The 20,359-nt window shown below is 58.5% G+C and carries 17 protein-coding genes and 1 other RNA gene; 1 reads left to right on the top strand and 17 read right to left on the bottom strand.

The window, feature by feature from the left end; genetic code table 11:
• Window positions 1-57: 57 nt before the first annotated feature.
• Window positions 58-990, bottom strand: coding sequence for a M23 family metallopeptidase (locus FE795_RS03725; RefSeq protein ID WP_003803534.1), 933 nt, complete (start codon window positions 988-990; stop codon window positions 58-60).
• Between the two features lie 18 nt (window positions 991-1,008).
• Here FE795_RS03725 and FE795_RS03720 point away from each other — a divergent pair, with 18 nt between their 5' ends.
• Complete coding sequence (locus FE795_RS03720; protein WP_003803536.1) at window positions 1,009-1,491, top strand: DciA family protein; 483 nt, start codon at window positions 1,009-1,011, stop codon at window positions 1,489-1,491.
• Window positions 1,492-1,524: 33 nt separating this feature from the next.
• Here the strand turns inward: FE795_RS03720 and lpxC are convergent, their stop codons facing one another.
• The 16 genes from lpxC to rnpB form a co-directional block, all read right to left on the bottom strand.
• Window positions 1,525-2,448, bottom strand: a complete 924-nt coding sequence (gene lpxC / locus FE795_RS03715; RefSeq protein ID WP_003803538.1) for a UDP-3-O-acyl-N-acetylglucosamine deacetylase — start codon at window positions 2,446-2,448, stop codon at window positions 1,525-1,527.
• A gap of 210 nt (window positions 2,449-2,658) precedes the next feature.
• On the bottom strand, window positions 2,659-3,825 hold the full coding sequence (gene ftsZ / locus FE795_RS03710) for a cell division protein FtsZ (RefSeq protein ID WP_039943740.1): 1,167 nt from the start codon (window positions 3,823-3,825) through the stop codon (window positions 2,659-2,661).
• 170 nt (window positions 3,826-3,995) lie between these two features.
• Window positions 3,996-5,222, bottom strand: coding sequence for a cell division protein FtsA (gene ftsA / locus FE795_RS03705; RefSeq protein WP_003803541.1), 1,227 nt, complete (start codon window positions 5,220-5,222; stop codon window positions 3,996-3,998).
• Between the two features lie 7 nt (window positions 5,223-5,229).
• A complete protein-coding gene (locus FE795_RS03700; RefSeq protein WP_003803543.1) occupies window positions 5,230-6,021 on the bottom strand; it encodes a cell division protein FtsQ/DivIB in 792 nt (263 codons plus the stop codon).
• Window positions 6,022-6,038: 17 nt separating this feature from the next.
• A complete protein-coding gene (locus tag FE795_RS03695) occupies window positions 6,039-6,989 on the bottom strand; it encodes a D-alanine--D-alanine ligase (protein ID WP_003803545.1) in 951 nt (316 codons plus the stop codon).
• Window positions 6,986-8,392, bottom strand: a complete 1,407-nt coding sequence (gene murC, locus FE795_RS03690; protein WP_003803547.1) for a UDP-N-acetylmuramate--L-alanine ligase — start codon at window positions 8,390-8,392, stop codon at window positions 6,986-6,988. The genes FE795_RS03695 and murC overlap by 4 nt, the downstream gene beginning before the upstream one ends.
• Window positions 8,389-9,462, bottom strand: coding sequence for an undecaprenyldiphospho-muramoylpentapeptide beta-N-acetylglucosaminyltransferase (murG, locus tag FE795_RS03685; protein WP_003803549.1), 1,074 nt, complete (start codon window positions 9,460-9,462; stop codon window positions 8,389-8,391). The genes murC and murG overlap by 4 nt, the downstream gene beginning before the upstream one ends.
• A complete protein-coding gene (ftsW, locus tag FE795_RS03680) occupies window positions 9,459-10,652 on the bottom strand; it encodes a putative lipid II flippase FtsW (RefSeq protein WP_003803551.1) in 1,194 nt (397 codons plus the stop codon). Before ftsW ends, murG begins: the two co-directional genes overlap by 4 nt.
• A complete protein-coding gene (murD, locus tag FE795_RS03675; protein ID WP_131071322.1) occupies window positions 10,649-12,178 on the bottom strand; it encodes a UDP-N-acetylmuramoyl-L-alanine--D-glutamate ligase in 1,530 nt (509 codons plus the stop codon). The genes ftsW and murD overlap by 4 nt, the downstream gene beginning before the upstream one ends.
• Window positions 12,175-13,347: a phospho-N-acetylmuramoyl-pentapeptide-transferase gene (gene mraY, locus FE795_RS03670; protein WP_003803555.1), complete on the bottom strand. Its 1,173-nt coding sequence runs from the start codon at window positions 13,345-13,347 to the stop codon at window positions 12,175-12,177. Before mraY ends, murD begins: the two co-directional genes overlap by 4 nt.
• The gene (murF, locus tag FE795_RS03665) at window positions 13,337-16,114 is read right to left on the bottom strand and encodes a bifunctional UDP-N-acetylmuramoyl-L-alanyl-D-glutamate--2,6-diaminopimelate ligase MurE/UDP-N-acetylmuramoyl-tripeptide--D-alanyl-D-alanine ligase MurF (protein ID WP_131071321.1); all 2,778 of its coding nucleotides are present in this window, start codon (window positions 16,112-16,114) and stop codon (window positions 13,337-13,339) included. The genes mraY and murF overlap by 11 nt, the downstream gene beginning before the upstream one ends.
• Window positions 16,111-17,850 carry a peptidoglycan D,D-transpeptidase FtsI family protein gene (locus tag FE795_RS03660; RefSeq protein ID WP_003803558.1) on the bottom strand — a complete coding sequence of 580 codons (1,740 nt, stop codon included), beginning with the start codon at window positions 17,848-17,850 and terminating at the stop codon, window positions 16,111-16,113. The genes murF and FE795_RS03660 overlap by 4 nt, the downstream gene beginning before the upstream one ends.
• Window positions 17,847-18,149 carry a cell division protein FtsL gene (gene ftsL, locus FE795_RS03655; protein WP_003803561.1) on the bottom strand — a complete coding sequence of 101 codons (303 nt, stop codon included), beginning with the start codon at window positions 18,147-18,149 and terminating at the stop codon, window positions 17,847-17,849. Before ftsL ends, FE795_RS03660 begins: the two co-directional genes overlap by 4 nt.
• Window positions 18,146-19,216 carry a 16S rRNA (cytosine(1402)-N(4))-methyltransferase RsmH gene (gene rsmH / locus FE795_RS03650; protein ID WP_131071319.1) on the bottom strand — a complete coding sequence of 357 codons (1,071 nt, stop codon included), beginning with the start codon at window positions 19,214-19,216 and terminating at the stop codon, window positions 18,146-18,148. Before rsmH ends, ftsL begins: the two co-directional genes overlap by 4 nt.
• Window positions 19,217-19,223: 7 nt before the next feature.
• Window positions 19,224-19,652 carry a division/cell wall cluster transcriptional repressor MraZ gene (gene mraZ / locus FE795_RS03645; RefSeq protein ID WP_219235705.1) on the bottom strand — a complete coding sequence of 143 codons (429 nt, stop codon included), beginning with the start codon at window positions 19,650-19,652 and terminating at the stop codon, window positions 19,224-19,226.
• Between the two features lie 288 nt (window positions 19,653-19,940).
• An RNA gene (rnpB, locus tag FE795_RS03640) (RNase P RNA component class A) lies at window positions 19,941-20,347 on the bottom strand.
• Window positions 20,348-20,359 lie beyond the last annotated feature (12 nt).

Below are 20,359 nucleotides of genomic sequence, written 5' to 3'. Positions count from 1 at the left end.
GGTTAAAAGGGATGCGCAAGCAAACGATCAGTTTAACGCACATGCTGCAAGACGGAACTACTTGTCCGAATCCAATTGCGCGATCTGCTGCTCTACGTACTCACGCGCCGGCAGAAAAAGCTTGGGGTCCAGGGCGTGTCCGGCCATGCGCACTTCAAAATGCAGGTGCGAACCTGTGGACTGCCCGGTGGAGCCGACTCGGGCAATCAACTGCCCTTTTTCCACTACGTCGCCTAATTTAACAACGATCGAGGAAGCATGGGCATATCGCGTGCTCATGCCATTGCCATGGTTGATTTCCACCAGCTTGCCATACCCTGTCATGTAACGCGCCTCGGACACCACGCCGCCGGAGGCGGCATAGATGGGCGTACCCTTGGGAGCAGGAAAATCCAGGCCTTCGTGCAAAGCATGGCGACCCGAAATCGGGTGACGCCGCCAGCCAAAGGAAGACGCGACCTCATCGTAATCCACCGGGCGATAATTGGGCAGGCGGGCCTCGTTGCCGGTGCGCTCGGTCAGCACGCTGTCTAGCATCTGAAACCAGTCTTGCTGCTCGGACATCTGTTTGGCCAGATTGTCCAGTTGCTCGCCCAGACGATCGGCGTTCCACACCAGGTCGGCGCCATCCATGCTGTCCATCACGGCCAGATCCTGAACCGGCATGGAACCGGCCAGCTCCGGATCGGTGTACTCGATGCCCGCCGCCTTGGCAACGCGCTTGCTGACACCGTCCATTTCGATCAGCTTGGCCTGCAAACCGCCCACTTTTTCAGCCAGGCGGGTGACGTTGTCCTGCATCGCGGCGGCCTGGCTCTGGGCCATCTCCGTATCCAGCGAAACGCCGTTGCGCTCACTCCAGTGCGACTGCACCAGAGCGCCCGCCGCAGCAGAAACGCCCAGCGATACCAAGGCCACCACGGCGATCACCGTGCGGCGCACCCCTTTGGCTTTAACATCTAAGGACGTATAGTCTTTATGTTGATCCACTCTTGTATAACCTCGAACATGACCTGGAAGCCCCCTTTTTCCTCATCCGCGCCAAAACGCAGTAGCGGGCAAAGCCACGCTTTGGGTTGGCTGGCCAAGGACCAGCAAGGTTCCCAGGTACTGGAAATGGCCCGGCAGCTGATGGCAGCCCAGACCCATGTAAGCAAAGCCCTGCCCCCTGCTTTGGGCAAGGCCTGTAAAGTTGCACGTATAGACAGACAGCAATTGACGCTGGCAGTTCCCAGCGCAGCGCATGCGGCCAAGCTGCGTCAGCTTTTGCCCACCGTCACCCGACAGATGAATGCCGCTGGCTGGAACATTAGCGAGACGCTGGTTCACGTGCAAGCCCATTTGTTTGCAGCTGTGACAGAAAAGCCCGCACGCCAGGTACAAGTCCTGGACGAGCGGGCCCTGGAATCATTTGAAAAGCTGCATGACTCATTACCGCAAGGTCCTCTGGCCCAAGCCATCGAACGCCTGTTGCGTCATCATCGCAGTTAAACCGGGCGCGCGGATAGCGCCCTTACACCCGTATCAAGCGAATTTCCACTCGCTGGAAAACGCATGAGGCGCGCTAGCCGCAGACTCGAACGTGACCAATTCCCAACTGTCCTGGGCGGCGAGCAGGGCACGCGCCAACTGGTTGTTCAGGCCGTGGCCGGATTTGCACGCTACATAACGGGCAATCAAGGGGTGGCCAATCAGGTACAAGTCGCCAATCGCATCCAGAATCTTGTGCTTGACGAACTCATCCTCGTAACGCAGACCGTCGCTATTCAGGACGCGGTATTCGTCCATGACGATGGCATTGTCCAGACTGCCACCACGGGCCAGACCGGCCGCACGCAACGCCTCGACCTCGCTGGCAAAGCCAAAGGTGCGCGCACGTGAGATCGTCTTCACATACGAGTCATGCGCAAAATCCACCTCGGCAAAATTGGCCGTTGCATCAATTGCCGGGTGATGAAAATCAATCGAAAACTGAAGGGCAAAGCCTTCATAGGGCTCCAGACGGGCCCATTTAATGTCCTTTCCCTCGCCTTCAGAGACTTCAACGGGCTTGAGGACACGCAAAAATTTCTTGGGCGCTTCCTGCTCTTGCAAGCCGGCCGAGCGCAACAAATACACGAACGTGCCTGCGCTGCCATCCATGATGGGCACTTCTTCAGCAGTCAGGTCCACATGCAGATTATCAATACCCAAACCCGCAATGGCAGACATCAGGTGCTCAACCGTTGAGACACGAACATTGTCCTTGATGAGCACCGAGGCCATGCGCGTGCCACCGACCTTGTCGGCCTGCGCAGGCAGATCCACAATCTCCGGCAGATCAATACGGTGAAACACAATACCGGTGTCAGGCGCGGCGGGGCGTAATGTCAGCTCGACACGACGACCGGAGTGCAGGCCGACCCCTTTGGTACTGATGACATTTTTGATGGTGCGCTGACGGAGCATGGCTATTCTTGTATTTGTAAAGTGTTGTTCGCAAAGACTATTGTAACCGTAATACGGGTTATCCACTATACGCTTTCTAAAAACATACGCAATTGTCAAGCGTCAAACATAGCGACACTACGAAACACTTACGCCCCCTGAACGCGAACGCTCAGGGGGAGTCGTGGGAGAAATCAAATTGACGACTCGGGTAATCGCCGAACTTGATTTTTAATCAGCCTGCTTGCGCAAGAACGCCGGAATATCGAAATGATCCATACCGGCCGTCTCCAGAGCACGCACCTGAGCCGAGGCCTGGCTGCGTGGATTGCGGATAACCGCAGGCACATCCGCATTGGCGTAATCAGCACCAATCACGGGCATATTGTCCGTACCAGTACGTAACACTTCCTCGTTGTTTTGTACCAACTGTGGACGTGCTTGCTTGCGACCCAGACCCGTAGCCACGACCGTCACGCGCAGGCTGTCACCCATGGACTCATCGTAAGCCGTACCGAAGATGACGGTTGCATCTTCTGCGGCGTAACCACGGATGGTGTCCATGATTTCGCGGGTTTCGCGCATCTTCAGCGAGGACGAGGAAGTGATGTTCACCAGCATGCCGCGAGCACCGTGCAGGTCCACCCCTTCCAGCAATGGGCAGGCAATTGCACGTTCAGCCGCTTCGCGGGCACGGTTCGAGCCGGAGGCCACCGCCGTACCCATCATGGCTTGACCTTGCTCACCCATGATGGTTTTCACGTCTTCAAAGTCAACGTTCACATTCCCTTCAACATTGATGATCTCGGCAATACCGGCGCAGGCATTGTGCAGCACGTCGTCCGCCGCCTTGAAGCAATCGGCCTGAGTCGCATCCTCGTCCATCAAGTCGTACAGGTTTTCATTCAGTACCACGATCAGGGAGTGAACGTGCTTGCTCAGCTCCTCGATTCCTTCTTCGGCCATGCGCAGACGGCGGTTGCCTTCAAAAGAGAAAGGCTTGGTGACCACGCCCACGGTCAAAATGCCCAGCTCCTTGGCCACTTCAGCCACAACGGGGCTGGCACCGGTACCGGTACCACCACCCATACCGGCCGTAATAAACACCATGTTGGCACCGTTCAGGGCGGCACGGATTTCTTCACGAGCGGTTTCAGCAGCCGCACGGCCCTGATCGGGCTTGGCGCCAGCACCCAGGCCACTGCGTCCCAGACGGATCTGGATAGGAGCATCGCTGCTGGCCAGCGCTTGCGAGTCGGTATTGGCGCAAATGAAATCCACGCCCTGCACGCCCGACTTGATCATATGCGTCACTGCGTTGCCGCCTGCGCCGCCCACGCCCACGACCTTGATGACCGTGCCGCTGCTGCTGGTATCTAACATTTCAAAGTTCATCATGATTGACTCCCACTCAAACACTAATTAGTCAAGTTTCTACGTACTTCCCCGATACAACCAAAATTTGGAATCAGCTCAAAACATCTGCCAACCAGGGGGTTCGCACCCGGTTTGAACTGCCTCCCGGACCGCCCTTTCAGGCGGCCCGACCTGAGCGTCTTGCAACGCCCTTAATTCATAAACCATTCTTTCATGCGGGCCACCAGACCTTTGACACTGCCTTTTTGCTGTGCCACCTTGCGACCACGCGCACTTTGCAGGCGAGCTTCCGTCAACAGGCCCATCACCGTCGAAAAGCGCGGGTTGCGCATCACATCCGCCAGGCTGCCTTCGTAGCTGGGCACCGCAATACGCACCGGTTTCAGGAATACGTCCTCGGCCAGTTCCACAATGCCCGGCAACATGGCCGTGCCACCAGTCAGCACCACGCCCGACGACAGCAGATCTTCGTAGCCCGACTCGCGCAGGCTTTGTTGCACAAACGTGAACAACTCCTCGACGCGTGGCTCAATCACGGCACCTAAAGCCTGGCGCTTGACCTGACGGTTGGGACGATCACCCAAACCGGGCACTTCGATCATTTCCTCGGGATGAGCCAGCGATTGCTTGGCAACCCCAAAGCGCAACTTGATTTCTTCCGCATCTGGCGTCGGCGTGCGCAGCATGGCTGCGATATCGCTGGTGATCTGGTCGCCGGCAATCGGGATCACATCGGTGTGACGGATGGCACCGCCGGTGTAAATGGCAATATCGGTCGTACCGCCGCCAATATCCACCAGCACTACGCCCAGCTCTTTCTCATCGGCCGTCAGGCAGGACAGGCTGGAGGCCAAAGGCTGCAAGATCAGATCCTGCACTTCCAGGCCGCAACGGCGCACGCACTTGACAATGTTCTGGGCGGCACTGACGGCACCAGTCACAATGTGTACCCGCACTTCCAGACGCAGCCCGCTCATGCCGATAGGCTCGCGGATGTCCTCTTGCGAGTCCACGATGAATTCCTGCGTCAGCACATGCAGCACCTGCTGATCGGTAGGGATATTCACGGCCTTGGCCGTTTCGATCACACGCGCCACATCCGTGGCGGTCACTTCCTTATCCTTTACCGCCACCATGCCACTGGAGTTGAAGCTGGTGATGTGGCTGCCCGCAATTCCGGTATAGACTTCGCGGATCTTGCAGTCAGCCATCAGCTCGGCCTCTTCCAGCGCACGCTGAATGGAATTGACCGTCGTCTCGATATTGACGACTACCCCTTTGCGCATGCCCTGGGATTCATGCTGGCCCAGACCAAGCACTTCAAACCGGCCTTCCGGCAGCACTTCGGCTACCACCGCAACCACTTTGCTGGTGCCGATATCCAATGCAACGATCAGGTCTTTGATGTCACGAGTCATATGTTCTTTACTTCACAGGGGTAGATGAAACCGGAGCCAGCGTTATCGCAAAGCCATTCGGGTAACGTAAGTCGGCACTTTGCAAAGCACGGTCGCCAAGCCGCTGCATCAAGGCAGGCCATGCCTGCACAAATCGTTCAACACGAACCGCAAAGGGCAAAGCCCCTTTACGACCGTGGGGGTCTGCAATATCCGCTGCCGGGTCGCGGCCCAGGCTCAGCTGCATTCCGTTGGACAACACCACATCCCAGGCATAGCGCGGGCTCAGGGTCACTTCACTGACCTGCACGTCCAGAGGTCCGAACCAGCGAGCCAGCTCGGCATACCGTTGCACCACCAGACGCTCCGAGTTCGGAGGGCCGCTTAACTGGGGCAAATCCATTTCATCGGGCACTACCGCCTTGTTGGCAGAAAACGATTCACCCCAGGTGTTGATCATTTCGTCTTCGTTCCAATAGGCCAGCGGCTGCTGCTCTTCAATCCGTACTGACAGGCTGTTGGGCCAGACGCGCCGGATCTGCGCGCGTCGTACCCAGGGGGCCGTTTCAATCAAGGCGCGGGATTGGTCCAGATCGACGGTGAAGAAGTTGCCTTGCAGGCGACCGGCGATAGTGGCTTTCACCCCTTCTGCCGTGACGTAGGCCAGCGGCTCGCCTTGCGTGGACTCGATCTGAATGCGCTCGATATTGAAGTACGGACGACGCACAGCCCAAATCACAACACCGATCACCAATGCCGATACTGCTAGCAGAGCCAGCGTATTGGCGATCAGGTTGGTCAGACGTGCATCGGAAAACATGAATCAGGCTCCCCGTTCTATAGGCTGCGGGCAATAGCCTGCACTTTGCAGCGGGCTGTTGCCAAAATGTTCACGCACAACTGGGCATAGCTGATGCCCTCCGCTTTGGCTGCCATCGGCACCAGCGAGTGGCTGGTCATGCCAGGAGAGGTGTTCATCTCCAGCAACCAGGGACGATTTTGCTCGTCCAGCATAAAGTCGGCACGGCCCCAGCCTTCACAGCCCAGCGCATTAAAGGCGCGGACCGACAAATCCTGGATGTGGGCCGTCAATTCAGGCGACAAATCCGCCGGGCAGAAGTATTGGGTTTCGTCCGAGTAGTACTTGTGCTCGAAGTCGTAGTTACCCTGGGGCGCCACAATATCGATGACGGGCAAGGCGCGTGCCTGCTCACCCTGGCCGATAATGGGCACCGTCAGCTCGCGACCACGAATGAATTGCTCAGCCAGCACAACCGTGTCGTAATGCATGGCGGTTTCAAAGGCGGCGACCGCCTGATCGGCACGGTCCACACGCACGACACCGACCGTAGAACCTTCGTGGGGCGGCTTCATGATCAGCGGTACGCCCAGACGCTCCACTGCCCCAGCAACCTGGCTGACATGATCCAGCTGCGCAAAGCCGGGGGTTGGCAGACCCAGGTGCTGCCACACATGCTTGGTCATGATCTTGTCCATGGCCAGGCTGGAGGCCATCACACCGCTGCCGGTGTAAGGGATGCCCAACCATTCCAAGGCTCCCTGCAACGTGCCATCTTCGCCGTAACGACCATGCAAAGCGATAAACACACGATCAAAGCCAGCCTGCGCCAGTTCGGTCAATCCTTTCTCGCCCATATCGAACAAATGCGCGTCCACACCCATGCTACGCAGGGCTTCATGCACACCTTGACCGGACATCAAGGACACTTCCCGTTCGGCGGACTTGCCGCCGTACAACACGCCGACCCGACCAAAATCCGCAGTCATGCCATTTCTCCCAGTTGAGCAGGAATCCGGCTGATGGACCCTGCACCCATTACCAACACCACATCGCCGTCACGGACAAAGTCCAGTACGGCTTGTGCCATATCGCTGATTTCGGCCACGAAAATGGGTTCGACCTTGCCGAGCACACGCACTGCGCGACTCAAGGCTCGGCCATCGGCGGCCACAAGGGGGGCCTCGCCAGCGGGATACACCTCTCCGAGAAGAACCGCATCGGCCTGGCTGAGCACCTGCACGAAATCTTCAAAGCAATCACGGGTACGCGTATAGCGGTGCGGCTGGAACGCCAACACGATCCGGCGATCTGGCCAAGCACCCCGTGCGGCCGCCAAGGTAGCAGCCATTTCGACAGGATGGTGACCATAATCGTCAACAACGGTAAACGTGCCGCCGCCTTGCGACTGGGGAACCGGGAAGTCGCCCACCAGGGAGAAACGACGGCCCACACCGGTAAACTCTTTCAGACCGCGAGCAATGACCTCGTCGCTCACGCCCAGTTCCGTGGCCACGGCGATAGCCGCCAAGGCATTGAGTACATTGTGTTTTCCGGGCAGGTTCAGGCACACGGACAACAAGGGAAGGTCGCCGCTCGCCCCCTTGCGCTGCACATCAAAACACATGGTGGTACCACGGCTTTCAATGTTGACTGCACGTACCTGAGCCTCCGTATCAATGCCATACGTGGTGACAGGGCGCGATACAAAAGGAATGATTTCGCGCACATTGGCATCGTCGTTACAGACGATGGCACTACCGTAGAACGGCAGACGGTGTGTGAAATCGATAAAGGCGCTTTTCAGTCGGGCCACATCATGACCATAGGTATCCATATGGTCCACGTCGATATTGGTGATGATGGCCATCACCGGCAACAGGTTCAGGAACGAAGCGTCGGATTCGTCGGCTTCCACCACGATGTAATCGCCCTGCCCGAGTCGGGCGTTGGCACCGGCTGAATTCAGGCGCCCGCCAATCACAAAAGTCGGGTCCAGATCGGCGGCCCCCAGCAAACTGGCCACCAGACTGGTGGTGGTGGTCTTGCCGTGAGTACCGGCCACCGCAATGCCGCGCTTCAGGCGCATCAGTTCAGCCAGCATCAGGGCGCGAGGCACCACAGGAATGCGCGCAGCACGAGCAGCCAGCACTTCGGGGTTATCGCCGGCAATCGCGGTCGATGTGACGATCGCGCCCATGCCGGCGACGTTTTCCGCCTTGTGGCCGATAACAATACGGGCGCCAAGCTGCTCCAGGCGACGAGTGACCGCCGTTTCCTGAATATCGGACCCACTGATGGCAAAGCCCAGGTTCAGCATGACCTCGGCAATGCCGCTCATGCCCGAACCGCCAATCCCTACAAAATGAATACGTTGAATGCGGTGCTTCATCTCACCCTCCTTGCCGCCTGCTGACATGCTTCGGCAATTTGCTGCGTGGCATTCAACTGTGCATGTTCTTGCGCGTGGCTGGCCACACGACTTAACTCTTCACGATCCAGCCCTTGCAACCACTGTGCAAGCCACTGGGCCGTCAACTCCGATTGTTTCTTGAGCCACGCGCCCGAACAGTCGCTCAGATAACGGGCGTTGGCTGTCTGGTGGTCGTCAATGGCATGAGGTAGCGGCACAAACAGGGCGGCCACCCCAATGGCGGCAACTTCGGCCACCGTCATGGCGCCAGCTCGGCAAATCAGCACATCAGCCTCTTTCATGGCCTGCGCCATGTCACCAATAAAGGCAGTGCACTCGGCCTGCACCTGATGCTGTGCATAGCGTTGTTGCAAGCTGTCCAGATGCTGCTGGCCGGACTGATGCGTGATCTGCGGGCGCTGCTCGGGCGGGATCAAGGCCAAGGCCTCGGGTACCACCTGGTTCAGCGCGGCGGCCCCCAGGCTGCCACCCACCACCAACAGGCGCAAGGGACCGCTACGTTTGGCATAGCGTTCAGCGGCAGGGCCTTGACCCACGAAGGCGTCCCGCACCGGGTTGCCGACTGTCACCGCACCGGGCAAGGCGCCGGGAAAACCGGTCAGCACGCGGGTCGCCATTTTGGCCAGATAGCGGTTAGCCGTTCCCGCCACCGCATTTTGCTCATGCACCACCAGCGGGCGACGCGACACAAAGGACATCAGCCCCCCCGGAAAGGCGACATAGCCGCCCATGCCCAGCACGACATCCGGTTTGGCTTGCTGCAGACAGCGATGCGCCTGCCAGCAGGCACTGAGCAAGGTAAAGGGTAAGGAGAGCAACGCTTTCACGCCTTTGCCTCGTAATCCGGAAAATCGCAGAGGCAGCATTTTAATCCCATGCTGAGGAACCAGGCTACCTTCCATACGCTCTGGATGCCCCAGCCACAGCACGTTCCAGCCGCGCTGCTGCATGGCCTGTGCCACGGCCAGACCAGGCATGATATGCCCGCCCGTGCCGCCTGCCATGATCAGAATGGTTGGCGTGCTCATGTGCGCTTACCTCGCATCATTTGCCGGTTCTCAAAATCCACCCGCAGCAACAAGGCAAAGGCCATCAGATTCATCACAATCCCCGAGCCGCCATAACTGACCAAAGGCAAGGTCAGCCCTTTGGTCGGCAACAGACCCAGCACCACGCCAATGTTGATGAAAGCCTGCACGCCAAACCACAAAGCCACGCCTTGGGCAACGATGCCGCTAAAAAGACGATCCATTGCACTGGCCTGGCGGCCGATATTGAAGCTGCGCCAGACCAGAAAGCCAAAGGTCAGGATCAGGGCGGAAACACCCACAAAACCCAGTTCCTCGCCTATCACGGCAACGATAAAGTCGGTATGCGCTTCAGGCAGGTAATGCAGCTTTTCCACGCTGGAACCCAGGCCCACCCCAAACCATTCGCCACGACCCAGCGCAATGAGCGAATGCGACAGCTGATAAGCACTGCCATAGGCGTTATCAGGATTCCAGGGGTCCAGATAAACGAAAAGCCGCTCCCGACGCCAGGGAGAGAGCCAGATCAGCAAAAGAAAACTGCTGACCAGTATGCCCAGCAACGCCGAGAACAACTTGCCATTGATTCCGCCGATAAACAAAATGCCCACGGCAATGGCCACAATCACCATGAAGGCGCCCAGATCGGGCTCCATCAGCAACAGAACCCCCACCAGGCCCAAGGCCACAGCCATAGGCAAAAAGCCCCGCACAAAGGTTTGCAAATGCTGCTGCTTGCGCACCGTGTAATCGGCGGCGTACAGCACCATGGCTACCTTCATCAGTTCCGAGGGCTGGAAGTTGATGATGCCCAGGGGCAACCAACGGCGGGCCCCGTTCACCTCACGACCAATGCCGGGAATCAGAACCACCAGCAAAAGAAAAATGGAAAATGCAAACAGGGGGACGGCCAGCTTCTGCCAGACCCGCATGGGTACGGTGGCCGTGAACATGGCCAGCACCACCCCAACCACAATGAACAGAGCGTGGCGAATGACAAAATAGTAGCGGCCGTAGCTTTCATAACGTGGTCCGTCTGCCAGAGCGATCGAGGCCGAGTACACCATCAGCAGCCCGAACAGGGTCAGCATCAGAGTGGCCGCCAACAAGGGGCGATCAAACACGGGTAATGCCGTACGTCCAGGGCGAACGGCATTGACACCCGAGGTCAGCTCAGCAAACAGACTCATGCCAGCTCTCCTCTATCCAGAGCCATTTCAGTGACTGCCGCCACAAAGCACAGACCACGATGGTGATAGCTCTTGAACATATCCATGCTGGCGCAGGCAGGCGACAGCAACACCACATCACCCGAACGCGCTTGCCCGGCGGCAGCCTGCACGGCCGCTTCCAAGCCCTCGCAAAAACGATGAGGAATATCGTGGGCCTGCAAAACAGCAGCGATCAATCTGGCATCCTGGCCGATCAAGAACACCTCTGCCACGCTATGCTTGGCGGCCATCGCCAAAGGTTCAAAGTCCTGCCCCTTGCCCAAACCTCCCGCAATCAGCCAGACACGCTGATCAAAGCCACGCAGGGCAGCAACAGTAGCGCCCACATTCGTGCCTTTGCTGTCGTCCAGATACTGAACGCCATCGAGCACACGTACCAGCTCCACGCGATGAGGTTCGCCTTGATAGGTGCGCAGGCCATTGAGCAGCTCGGCCCAACCCAGCCCCAGGCAGCGGGCCAGCAAAAGGGCGGCTTGTGCATTCAAGGCGTTATGACGACCCTTGATCTGCAAGGCCTCAACCGGCATCAGCCGCTTCAGGCCCCCTTTGCCACGAACAGTTCCTGCCGCGGCTGCGTGACGTTTTTTCAGGCCGGTGGCGGGCAGCTCAAAATCGGTAGGCTCGTTGGCCACCAGCCATTGCATGCCACCATCGGTCTGCAAGCCCAGATCACCCAGCAACACGGGCTTGTCCAGCCCAAAGCTGCGCACGGATTCCTGACTGGCATCGGGAATCATCGCCATGACGACAGGATCGTCACGGTTGACCAGAGCCACATCGCACATGCCATACAAACGCTGTTTGGACTGAACGTAGGCGTCCATGCCGCCATGCCAATCCAGGTGATCCTGGGAAATATTCAACACGACCGCCGCATCGGCCCGCAGACTGAACGTGCTATCGAGCTGGAAGCTGGACAACTCAAGCACCCACACTTGGGGCAAAGCCTGACTTTCCAGAGCATCGCACAAGGCAGTCAAGGCAGCAGGGCTGATATTGCCCACGGCCCGCGCAGAGATACCGGCTTGCTCCAGCAAGTGGCGTGTCATGGCTGTAACGGTGGTTTTACCGTTGGTGCCGGTCACGGCGAGCACGCGGCTTTCCTGCCCTTGATCGGCCAGGTCCTTCAAGGCCCGAGCAAACAGCTCGATCTCGCCGATGATCTCGATGCCACGCTCCCGAGCCTGAGCCAAAAAGGCGGCCAGGGTGGGCTCCAGCGGCGACAGACCGGGACTGAGCACCAGCGTGTGTACATCCTTCAGGCTTTCGGTTTGCAAGGCCTGCGTGCCCAGACGCACATCCAGCGGCTCGCGGCTCAGCGCCTGGAGCATGTCCAGACCCTGCACCGTTTCACGCGTATCCGCCAAACGGACACCGGCTCCCTGGGCCAAGCACCAGCGAGCCGCAGCAAAGCCGGTCTCGCCTAACCCGAGGATAAGCATGAGACCGTCTTTGCGGATCGAAGGAAAACTCAGGGCATTCATCGCAATTTCAATGTAGACAGACCAATCATGACCAGCATCATGGTGATGATCCAGAAGCGGACCACCACCTGGGTTTCTTTCCAACCGCTGACTTCAAAGTGATGATGCAGCGGTGCCATCCGGAATATTCGCCTTCCCTGCCCGTAGCGCTTCTTGGTGTATTTGAACCAGGTCACCTGCAGCATGACCGACAAGGTTTCGACCACAAACACGCCACCCATAATGAACAGCACAATTTCCTGGCGTACGATCACGGCAATCGTGCCCAGCGCCCCGCCCAGGGCCAGTGCCCCTACGTCACCCATGAACACTTGCGCGGGATAGGCGTTGAACCACAGAAAAGCCAGACCCGCACCAGCGATGGCCGCGCAGATCACCAGCAGTTCGCCCGCGCCGGGTATATAGGGAAACAACAGATATTTGGAGTAGTCCACCCGACCGACAACGTAGGCAAAAATACCCAGGGCGGAACCCACCAGCACGGTGGGCATGATGGCCAGCCCATCCAGACCATCGGTCAGATTGACAGCGTTGCTCGAGCCCACAATCACCGCCCAGGTCAAGACCACAAAACCGAGCACACCCAGCGGGTAACTCACAGACTTGAAAAAGGGCACGATCAGGTCAGCCTGAGCCGGCAGGGACATCGTGAAACCGCTCAAGACCCATTCTTTGAACAAAGGCCACAATTCGGTGTTGGCAGGCACGGACACGGCAAAGCTCAGGTACACAGCCGCGATCATGCCGATCAAGGCTTGCCAGAAAAACTTTTGCCGAGAGGACATGCCCTCGGGGTCACGATTCACCACTTTCTTGTAGTCGTCTGCCCAGCCAATCCAGCCAAAACCAAAGGTCACCAGCAAAACGACCCATACAAAACGATTGGTCCAGTCTGCCCACAACAGGGTGCTGATACCGATGGAGATGAGAATGAGCACACCGCCCATGGTGGGGGTGCCGTTCTTTTGCAAATGCGACTCGGGGCCATAGGCACGCACAGCCTGACCAATTTTCAGCTCAGTCAGCTTGCGAATAACCCAGGGACCCGCCAACAAGCCAATGGCCAGGGCGGTTGCGCTGGCCAAAATAGCACGCAGGGTGATGTACTCAAACACCGCGAAGGCGCGAATATGATCGTCCGAGAGCCAGCGTGCCAGTTCAAGAAGCATGGGTAGCCCCCTCGTTACGGGAGAAGTGGCTCTCCAGCGCAGCCACCACGCGCTCCATGCGGGCGCTGCGCGACCCCTTGATCAGCACATGGGACGGCTCCAGGGCCAGCAGGTAAGACACCATGTCTTCCAGAGTTTCGAACTGATGCGCACGCGCGCCAAAGGCTTGGGCGGCATGACTCGCATCGCCTCCCAGGGTCAGCAACTCATCCATGCCCCGCTCTTTGGCATAGGCACCCACTTCGGCATGCAGTTCGGAGCTGTTGTCACCGATCTCGGCCATATTGCCCAGCACCAGCACCTTGCGTCCTTTCAGTTGGGCCAGCACATCAATGGCGGCACGTACCGAATCCGGGTTGGCGTTGTAGGTATCGTCAATCAGTTGATAACCGGAGGACAGTTGCTTGGGCTGCATGCGGCCCGTTACAGGACGGAAGCTCTCCAAGCCTTGCATAATCGCAGTCAAGGGAGCACCGGCGGCATGTGCACATGCCGCTGCGGCCAAGGCATTACGCAGATTATGAATACCAGGGCTGTGCAGGGTCAGGGCCGTAGACTGGCCGGCCACGTGCAGCACAAAGCGGGTTTGAGCAGGTTCGACGAACATGTCCGCCGCAAAAACGGTTTCCTGGCCGCTGAGACCAAAACGCAATACAGCGCGCGCCCCTGCCCGTTCAGCCCACATGGCGCTAAACGCATCGTCATCCGGAATGACCAAGGCACCATCCTGAGGCAGCGCATCAATGACAGCGCCATTTTCACGCGCCACCGCTTCCACGCTGTGCATGAACTCCTGGTGTTCGCGCTGGGCATTATTAATCAGAGCGATCGTGGGCCGTACCATCGCGGCCAGCACGGCGATCTCACCGGGGTGGTTCATGCCCATTTCAAGTACCGCGGCTTTATGCTCGGCACTCAGGCGCAGGATGGACAGGGGAACGCCCAGATCATTATTCAGGTTGCCGCGGGTGGCCAGGCTTTCCGACTCGCCCAGCCAGGCACGCAAAATCGCAGCAATCATTTCCTTGGTCGTTGTCTTGCCATTGCTGCCGGTCACGCCGATCATGGGAATGTCAAAACGCGAACGCCACTCGGTGGCCAGAATCATCAAGGCACGACGGGTATCGCCCAGCACAATTTGCGGCAGGTCCACACCAGGATCACGCTGCGCCACAATCGCCGCAACGGCACCCTGCTCCTTGGCTTTTTCCAGATAGCGGTGACCATCAAACTGCTCACCACTCAGGGCCAGAAACACCTCGCCTTTGCTCAGGCTGCGCGAATCCGTGCTCAAGCGTACGCCACGCAACCACAGCAAGGCGGCTTTCGCCCAGTCGGTGTCATCAAACACCGAGCGCTCGCCTTGTACTTCCTGATAGGTTTCATGGCCTTTGCCGGCCAGCAATACGATATCTTCCGGGCTGGCCGCCCAGATGGAGGACAGAATGGCACGGGCGCGATCCATTTGTACCGCTGGCGCCTCTGGCATGCCGGCCACAATCTGGCGAATGATCTCGGCGGGGTCTTCAAAACGGGGGTTGTCTGTGGTCACCAGCACGCTGTCGGCCAGACGGGCCGCCACCTCGCCCATGATGGGACGCTTAGTGGTGTCGCGATTACCGCCACAACCAAAGACACAAATCAGCTTGCCGCCGCGCACACGGGCGACGTCGCGCAGGGCTTGCAGGGCGCGCTCCAAGGCATCGGCCGTGTGGGCATAGTCCACCACAACCAACGGCAAGGGCGAACGACCCGCCGTGCTCTTGGGTGTCACGATCTGCAAGCGGCCGGGAACCGACTCCAGCTTGTCCATGATACGAGCGATCTTGGACACAGGCCAGCCCACTTCCTGCAGCACACCGGCCACCAGCAAGAGGTTGGCCACGTTATGCTCACCGAGCAGATGGGTGAGAATCTGGGCGGTGCCATGAGCAGTGACCAGATTGAATACCTGGCCATCAGCACCGGTATGCACGTCCTGTGCCAGCAAATCCACATCGGGCTGGCTCATGGAGTAAGAAATCACACGCGCAGCCAGACCGGCCTGCATCAACTCACGGCCCATTGCATCATCAGCATTTACCACAGCGCTGCGCAAACCGGGCCAGCTGAACAGACGCAATTTGGCCTGCTTGTAGGCTTCCATGCTGTGGTGATAGTCCAGATGATCGTGGGTCAGGTTGGTAAACCCGGCAATATCAATACGGACACCATCCAGACGACCCTGCTCCAGACCGATGGACGAAGCTTCCAGCGCAACGGCATTGCCGCCTTGGGCACGAATAGCGGCCAGGCTACGGTGCACGGTCAATACATCCGGAGTAGTCAGGACACCCCCCAGATTGGAGCCATCGGGCAAGGTCACGCCCAACGTACCAATGGTGCCGCAAGGCACTTGAGAGTGATTCAGGGCGGAAGCCACCCACTGCACGGTCGATGTTTTGCCATTGGTGCCGGTCACAGCCACCACAGTCATGGCCTCGGAAGGACGTCCCCACCATTGGTGGGCCACTTCACCGAGCAAGGCGCTCAGGTTGGGGACCTGCAACACAGGCACGCCAGGATCGACAGCCTGATCGCCCTGCTCGCGCACAATGGCGACGGCCCCCTGCTGCACAGCCTGAACTTCATATTCACGACCATCCCCATGGTAGCCACGGCAAGCAAAAAACGCGTCACCCGCCTTGATCTGGCGGGAATCCAAACACAGATTGGCCGTGGGCGCGACATGCTGCGCCAGCCACTCCAATATTGCTGCGGCGTTCATCGTACATTCTCCGTACCGGGGCCAACAGCCACCAGCGAATCTATGGGCGCATCAGGCTGGACACCTAGGCGTCGCAAGCTCCGGGCCACAATTTCTGAAAAAACAGGCGCGGCAATACGCCCGCCGTAGTAGTTGGAACTATGGGGCTCGTCAATGGTGACGGCCACGACAATACGAGGATCGGAGACAGGCGCAAAACCGACAAAAGAGCCGCGATACAAGGACTTGCTGTAGCGTCCGTCCACAATCTTGCGCGCTGTACCGCTCTTGCCGGCTACGCGATACCCCTGAACCTGAGCCAGACGGGCGCCTGCCGGGCCGGCCGCGGCCTCCAGCATGGCACGCACTTCCGCAGCGACTTTGGGAGTGTAGACCTGAACACTGGCCGGTTTGCCTTCACGCTTGAGCAAAGTCATGGAGACCATGTCGCCATTACGCGCAAACGCCGTGTAGGCGTGGGCAATCTGCAGCAGGGAAACAGACAGGCCATAGCCATACGACATGGTGGCGCGTTCAATCGGACGCCAGCGCTCCCAGGGACGCAGCCGCCCACTGGCAATGCCCGGAAAATCGGCCTGAGGAGAACGGCCAAAGCCCAGCTCGGTAAACTTGTTCCACATTTCCTGCGAGGTCAGCCGCTCGGAAATCATGGTCATGCCAATATTGCTGGAACGACGCAAAATGCCGGCCGCATCCAGCATGCCGTTATTGCGGCTGACGTCGCTGATCACGCTGCCCTGATACCGATACTGGCCATTGCCTGTATTGAACTGGGTGGAGGTCGTGATGCGGTTGATGTCCAGCGCCAAGGCGACGGTGAACGGCTTCATGATCGAGCCGGGCTCAAAGGTGTCAGTCAGGGCACGGTTACGCAGGGCCGGACCCTTGCGGTCATCCCTGTCGTTGGGGTTGTAGGTAGGCAGATTCACCAGGGCCAGAATTTCCCCGGTTTTGACGTCCATGACCACGGCAGCCGCGGCATTGGCCTTGACGTCCTCCATCCCTTTTTTCAGTGCGGTGTAGGCATCAAACTGCAGGCCGGCATCAATCGACAAATGCAGGTCCTGGCCGTGAGTAGGCGGAATGATGGCGCGAACGTCTTCGACGACACGACCCAGACGATCCCGAATCACACGGCGCGAACCCGGTGTGCCCGACAAGGCGGAGTTGAAGGCCAGCTCAATACCTTCAATGCCTTGGTCCTCAATATTGGTAAAGCCCACAATGTGCGCCATCACATCCCCTTCGGGATAGAAGCGCCGCATTTCTTCCTGCTGGTGGATGCCCGGTATTTTCAGTTCCGCAATCTGGGCGGCAACGTCCACGTCCACTTGCCGCTTGATATAGACGAAATTGCGGTCCTCAACAGACAAACGGCGCTCGATATCGGACTGGCCCATACCCAACAGCTTGGCCAGTTGACCGATCTGCTCGGGCTTGGCATTGCGGGCATCATCGGGAATGGCCCAAATAGCCTTGACCGGCACACTGGAGGCCAGCACAACAGACCCGCTACGGTCAAAAACCTTGCCACGCATGGGCGGCAGCACCTGGGTGCGCTCATAACGGCGCTCACCCTGCTGCTGCAAAAATTCGGTGGACAGGCCCTGTAAGTACAGGGCTTTGACGATCAATGCCCCAAAGCCCAGAAATAAAAGAACCAGCACCAAACGTGAGCGCCAGAACGGAATCTGCACGCTCAGGACGGGATTGTCGTGATAGCCGAATCGTCTCATGGGCGCCCCCCGGGCTGCGCCTGATTCGAACTCAACTCACCGCCTTGCAAGTAAAGCGTACGCTCCGGGGAGCTAAGCACCAGACCCAGCTCGTTGCGGCCGATGTCATCCACCCTGGCGTTACGCGCCAGTTCGGCACGCTCCAATTGCAAGCGACGCCAATCCGTATCGAGCTCACGGGCCTTGGTGACCAAACGATCGGTTTGCACGAACAGCTCGCGCGCCTGATAGCGCGCCGTCACCAGGGAGATGGCCGACAGCATCAACACCAAAGAAAGGGTGATGACCAGGCGCATCATCGGCGGCCTCGCTTGCCAGCAGGCTGACGGCGGTAGGCGGCCTGTTGCAGCAGACGATCACTGGCGCTGCGCATCCAGTCCTGGGGAATGGGGGTAGCGGTGCGTTGCACCACGCGTAGTACCGCCGAGCGGGCTCGGGGATTGTCGCTGGACTCCTCATCCGTGGGCAGGATTCTGCCCAGCGACTGCACCAACGGTTGGGGCAAGTCTTTTTCAAGAATGGGTAGACGTGACTGTTCCTGCGCAGGGCGCGCAGCCGCGCTCATGAACTGTTTGACCATACGGTCCTCCAGCGAATGAAATGCAATCACCGCAAGCCTGCCACCCGTCGCCAATCGACTCAGAATTGACGGAAGCGCGTGCGCGAGCTCTTCGAGCTCACGATTGAGGTAAATCCGTATAGCCTGGAAGGTCCTGGTTGCCGGATGTTGACCCTTTTCGCGCGTGCGGACGACACCGGCGACGAGCTCGGCGAGATCACGCGTTGTATGTAGCGGGCGGGATTGGCGGCGATCAACAATCGCCTTTGCAATCTGGAAAGCAAACCGTTCTTCGCCATATTCTGCAATGACCTCCTTTAAATCTTCCACGCTGACGTCGGCCAGCCACTGTTCAGCGGTCAAACCGCCGCTGGTATCCATGCGCATGTCCAAAGGACCTTCACGCATGAAAGAAAAACCTCGTTGCGCGTCATCGATCTGAGGCGATGAAATGCCCAGATCCATCATGACGCCCTGCAATGGACCTGCATCCAGTTCATCCAGAGCCTGGGCCAGATCACCAAAACCACTATGCACCACTGTCACGCGGCTATCTTGTGCGGCCAGCTCCTGGGCCACGGCAATGGCCTGCGGGTCCTTGTCGATCACAATCAGGCGCCCCTGAGGACTTAGGTGCGACAGCAACAAGCGGCTGTGCCCACCCCGACCAAACGTGCAATCTACGTACACACCATCGACCTGCCCGTGCAGTGTGGGGTTTTGCGCCCAGCGCCGAGCCTCAAAGGACGGATCCACGAGGGCCGCCACCGTAGGCTCCAGCAGCACGGATCGATGTACCAGCGTCATGACTTACTCAGAAAGAAAAAGTGTCGAATACGTCTGTGGAGTTCTCTGCCAGATCCTGGGCCTGTCGGCGTTCCAGTTCCTGCGCATTCCACAACTCAAAATGGGTGGCCATACCCAGCAACATGGCGTCGCGCTCCAGACCAACTGCCGCGCGCAGTTCGGGAGCGATCAATATCCGACCAGCGGAGTCCAGATCAACGTCCTGAGCACTGCCCAGCAGCAGGCGTTGCAAGAAACGGGCACTCATGGGAAAGCGGGCAATCTGTTCGCGCTTTTCTTCCCACACACTGCGCGGATACACCAGCAAACAGCCGTCGGGATGGCGAGTGAGGGTCAGGCGGCCTTGTACCTGCTGCAAAAGCGCGTCACGGTGCCGGGTCGGAATAGACATCCGCCCCTTTGCATCCAGTGTGAGTGCGCTGCTGCCTTGAAACACTTTTTCCCCCACTTTTTTACACTATTTCCTACTTTTCCCCACTCTACGGGGGAAAGCCTTTGCGGTCAAGGCAGTGGTTGCAATTTTTTCAATCACAACAAGCACTTAGCGCACTACCCAAGAAGTGGCTAAAAAAAAATACTGAGTGAAATCAAGAAATTGCAGGGCGCATTAAAAGTGAATTGTTATAAAAACGCGCACGAGCGACTCTTGCCAAGGATTCATCGTCCTTAACAATTGCTTTCAAATGTGCGAAATCGGAGCAATTGGCAGCGCAGGCCGTAAGAAGTGTGAGACAGGCCTATAGGCCGGATTCTGTATGCCAGCGGGATTCCACTGGCCGGCAATCATTCCTCTGGACCGACCATTGCTGGCCGGTTCTAGCTACCTACCCGCATACTGAGACGAGCCGCCTCTCGGGCTAAAAGCCTGCGTATGCCTATTTGGTATTGCTCCGGGTAGAGGTTACCGCGTTTCACCCCACAGCACTTTGCACCGGAGTGCAAGAAAACACGGAAGTCGCCGTATCTGTGCCTGCTTGCGCAAGCCCTTGCTGTGGTCTCGTCTCTGTGGCCCTGTTCCTCGGCTCATCTGGCGTGGCGCCACACTTGCCGGACGGCTGTTAGCCGCTACCCTGCTCTATGGAGTCCGGACCTTCCTCGATGCTTGCGCACCGCGACTGCCCAGCCTGCCTCACAGATGCATTG

Origin of the sequence: Alcaligenes ammonioxydans (genome assembly GCF_019343455.1) — a bacterium.
GTDB classification, from domain to species: domain Bacteria; phylum Pseudomonadota; class Gammaproteobacteria; order Burkholderiales; family Burkholderiaceae_B; genus Alcaligenes; species Alcaligenes ammonioxydans.
The sequence above is the reverse complement of the archived record's forward strand: the minus strand, read 5'-3'. Positions and strand labels throughout refer to the sequence as shown.

What these genes read in the sequence shown, in the direction of transcription:
- ftsZ (WP_039943740.1), bottom strand. Translation starts at nt 3,825, where the DNA reads ATGATGAACTTTGAAATGTTAGATACCAGCAGCAGCGGCACGGTCATC.
- murF (WP_131071321.1), bottom strand. Translation starts at nt 16,114, where the DNA reads ATGAACGCCGCAGCAATATTGGAGTGGCTGGCGCAGCATGTCGCGCCC.
- FE795_RS03720 (WP_003803536.1), top strand. Translation starts at nt 1,009, where the DNA reads ATGACCTGGAAGCCCCCTTTTTCCTCATCCGCGCCAAAACGCAGTAGC.
- FE795_RS03700 (WP_003803543.1), bottom strand. Translation starts at nt 6,021, where the DNA reads ATGTTTTCCGATGCACGTCTGACCAACCTGATCGCCAATACGCTGGCT.
- murG (WP_003803549.1), bottom strand. Translation starts at nt 9,462, where the DNA reads ATGAGCACGCCAACCATTCTGATCATGGCAGGCGGCACGGGCGGGCAT.
- ftsA (WP_003803541.1), bottom strand. Translation starts at nt 5,222, where the DNA reads ATGACTCGTGACATCAAAGACCTGATCGTTGCATTGGATATCGGCACC.
- lpxC (WP_003803538.1), bottom strand. Translation starts at nt 2,448, where the DNA reads ATGCTCCGTCAGCGCACCATCAAAAATGTCATCAGTACCAAAGGGGTC.
- murD (WP_131071322.1), bottom strand. Translation starts at nt 12,178, where the DNA reads ATGAATGCCCTGAGTTTTCCTTCGATCCGCAAAGACGGTCTCATGCTT.
- mraY (WP_003803555.1), bottom strand. Translation starts at nt 13,347, where the DNA reads ATGCTTCTTGAACTGGCACGCTGGCTCTCGGACGATCATATTCGCGCC.
- rsmH (WP_131071319.1), bottom strand. Translation starts at nt 19,216, where the DNA reads ATGACGCTGGTACATCGATCCGTGCTGCTGGAGCCTACGGTGGCGGCC.
- ftsW (WP_003803551.1), bottom strand. Translation starts at nt 10,652, where the DNA reads ATGAGTCTGTTTGCTGAGCTGACCTCGGGTGTCAATGCCGTTCGCCCT.
- murC (WP_003803547.1), bottom strand. Translation starts at nt 8,392, where the DNA reads ATGAAGCACCGCATTCAACGTATTCATTTTGTAGGGATTGGCGGTTCG.
- FE795_RS03660 (WP_003803558.1), bottom strand. Translation starts at nt 17,850, where the DNA reads ATGAGACGATTCGGCTATCACGACAATCCCGTCCTGAGCGTGCAGATT.
- FE795_RS03695 (WP_003803545.1), bottom strand. Translation starts at nt 6,989, where the DNA reads ATGACTGCGGATTTTGGTCGGGTCGGCGTGTTGTACGGCGGCAAGTCC.
- ftsL (WP_003803561.1), bottom strand. Translation starts at nt 18,149, where the DNA reads ATGATGCGCCTGGTCATCACCCTTTCTTTGGTGTTGATGCTGTCGGCC.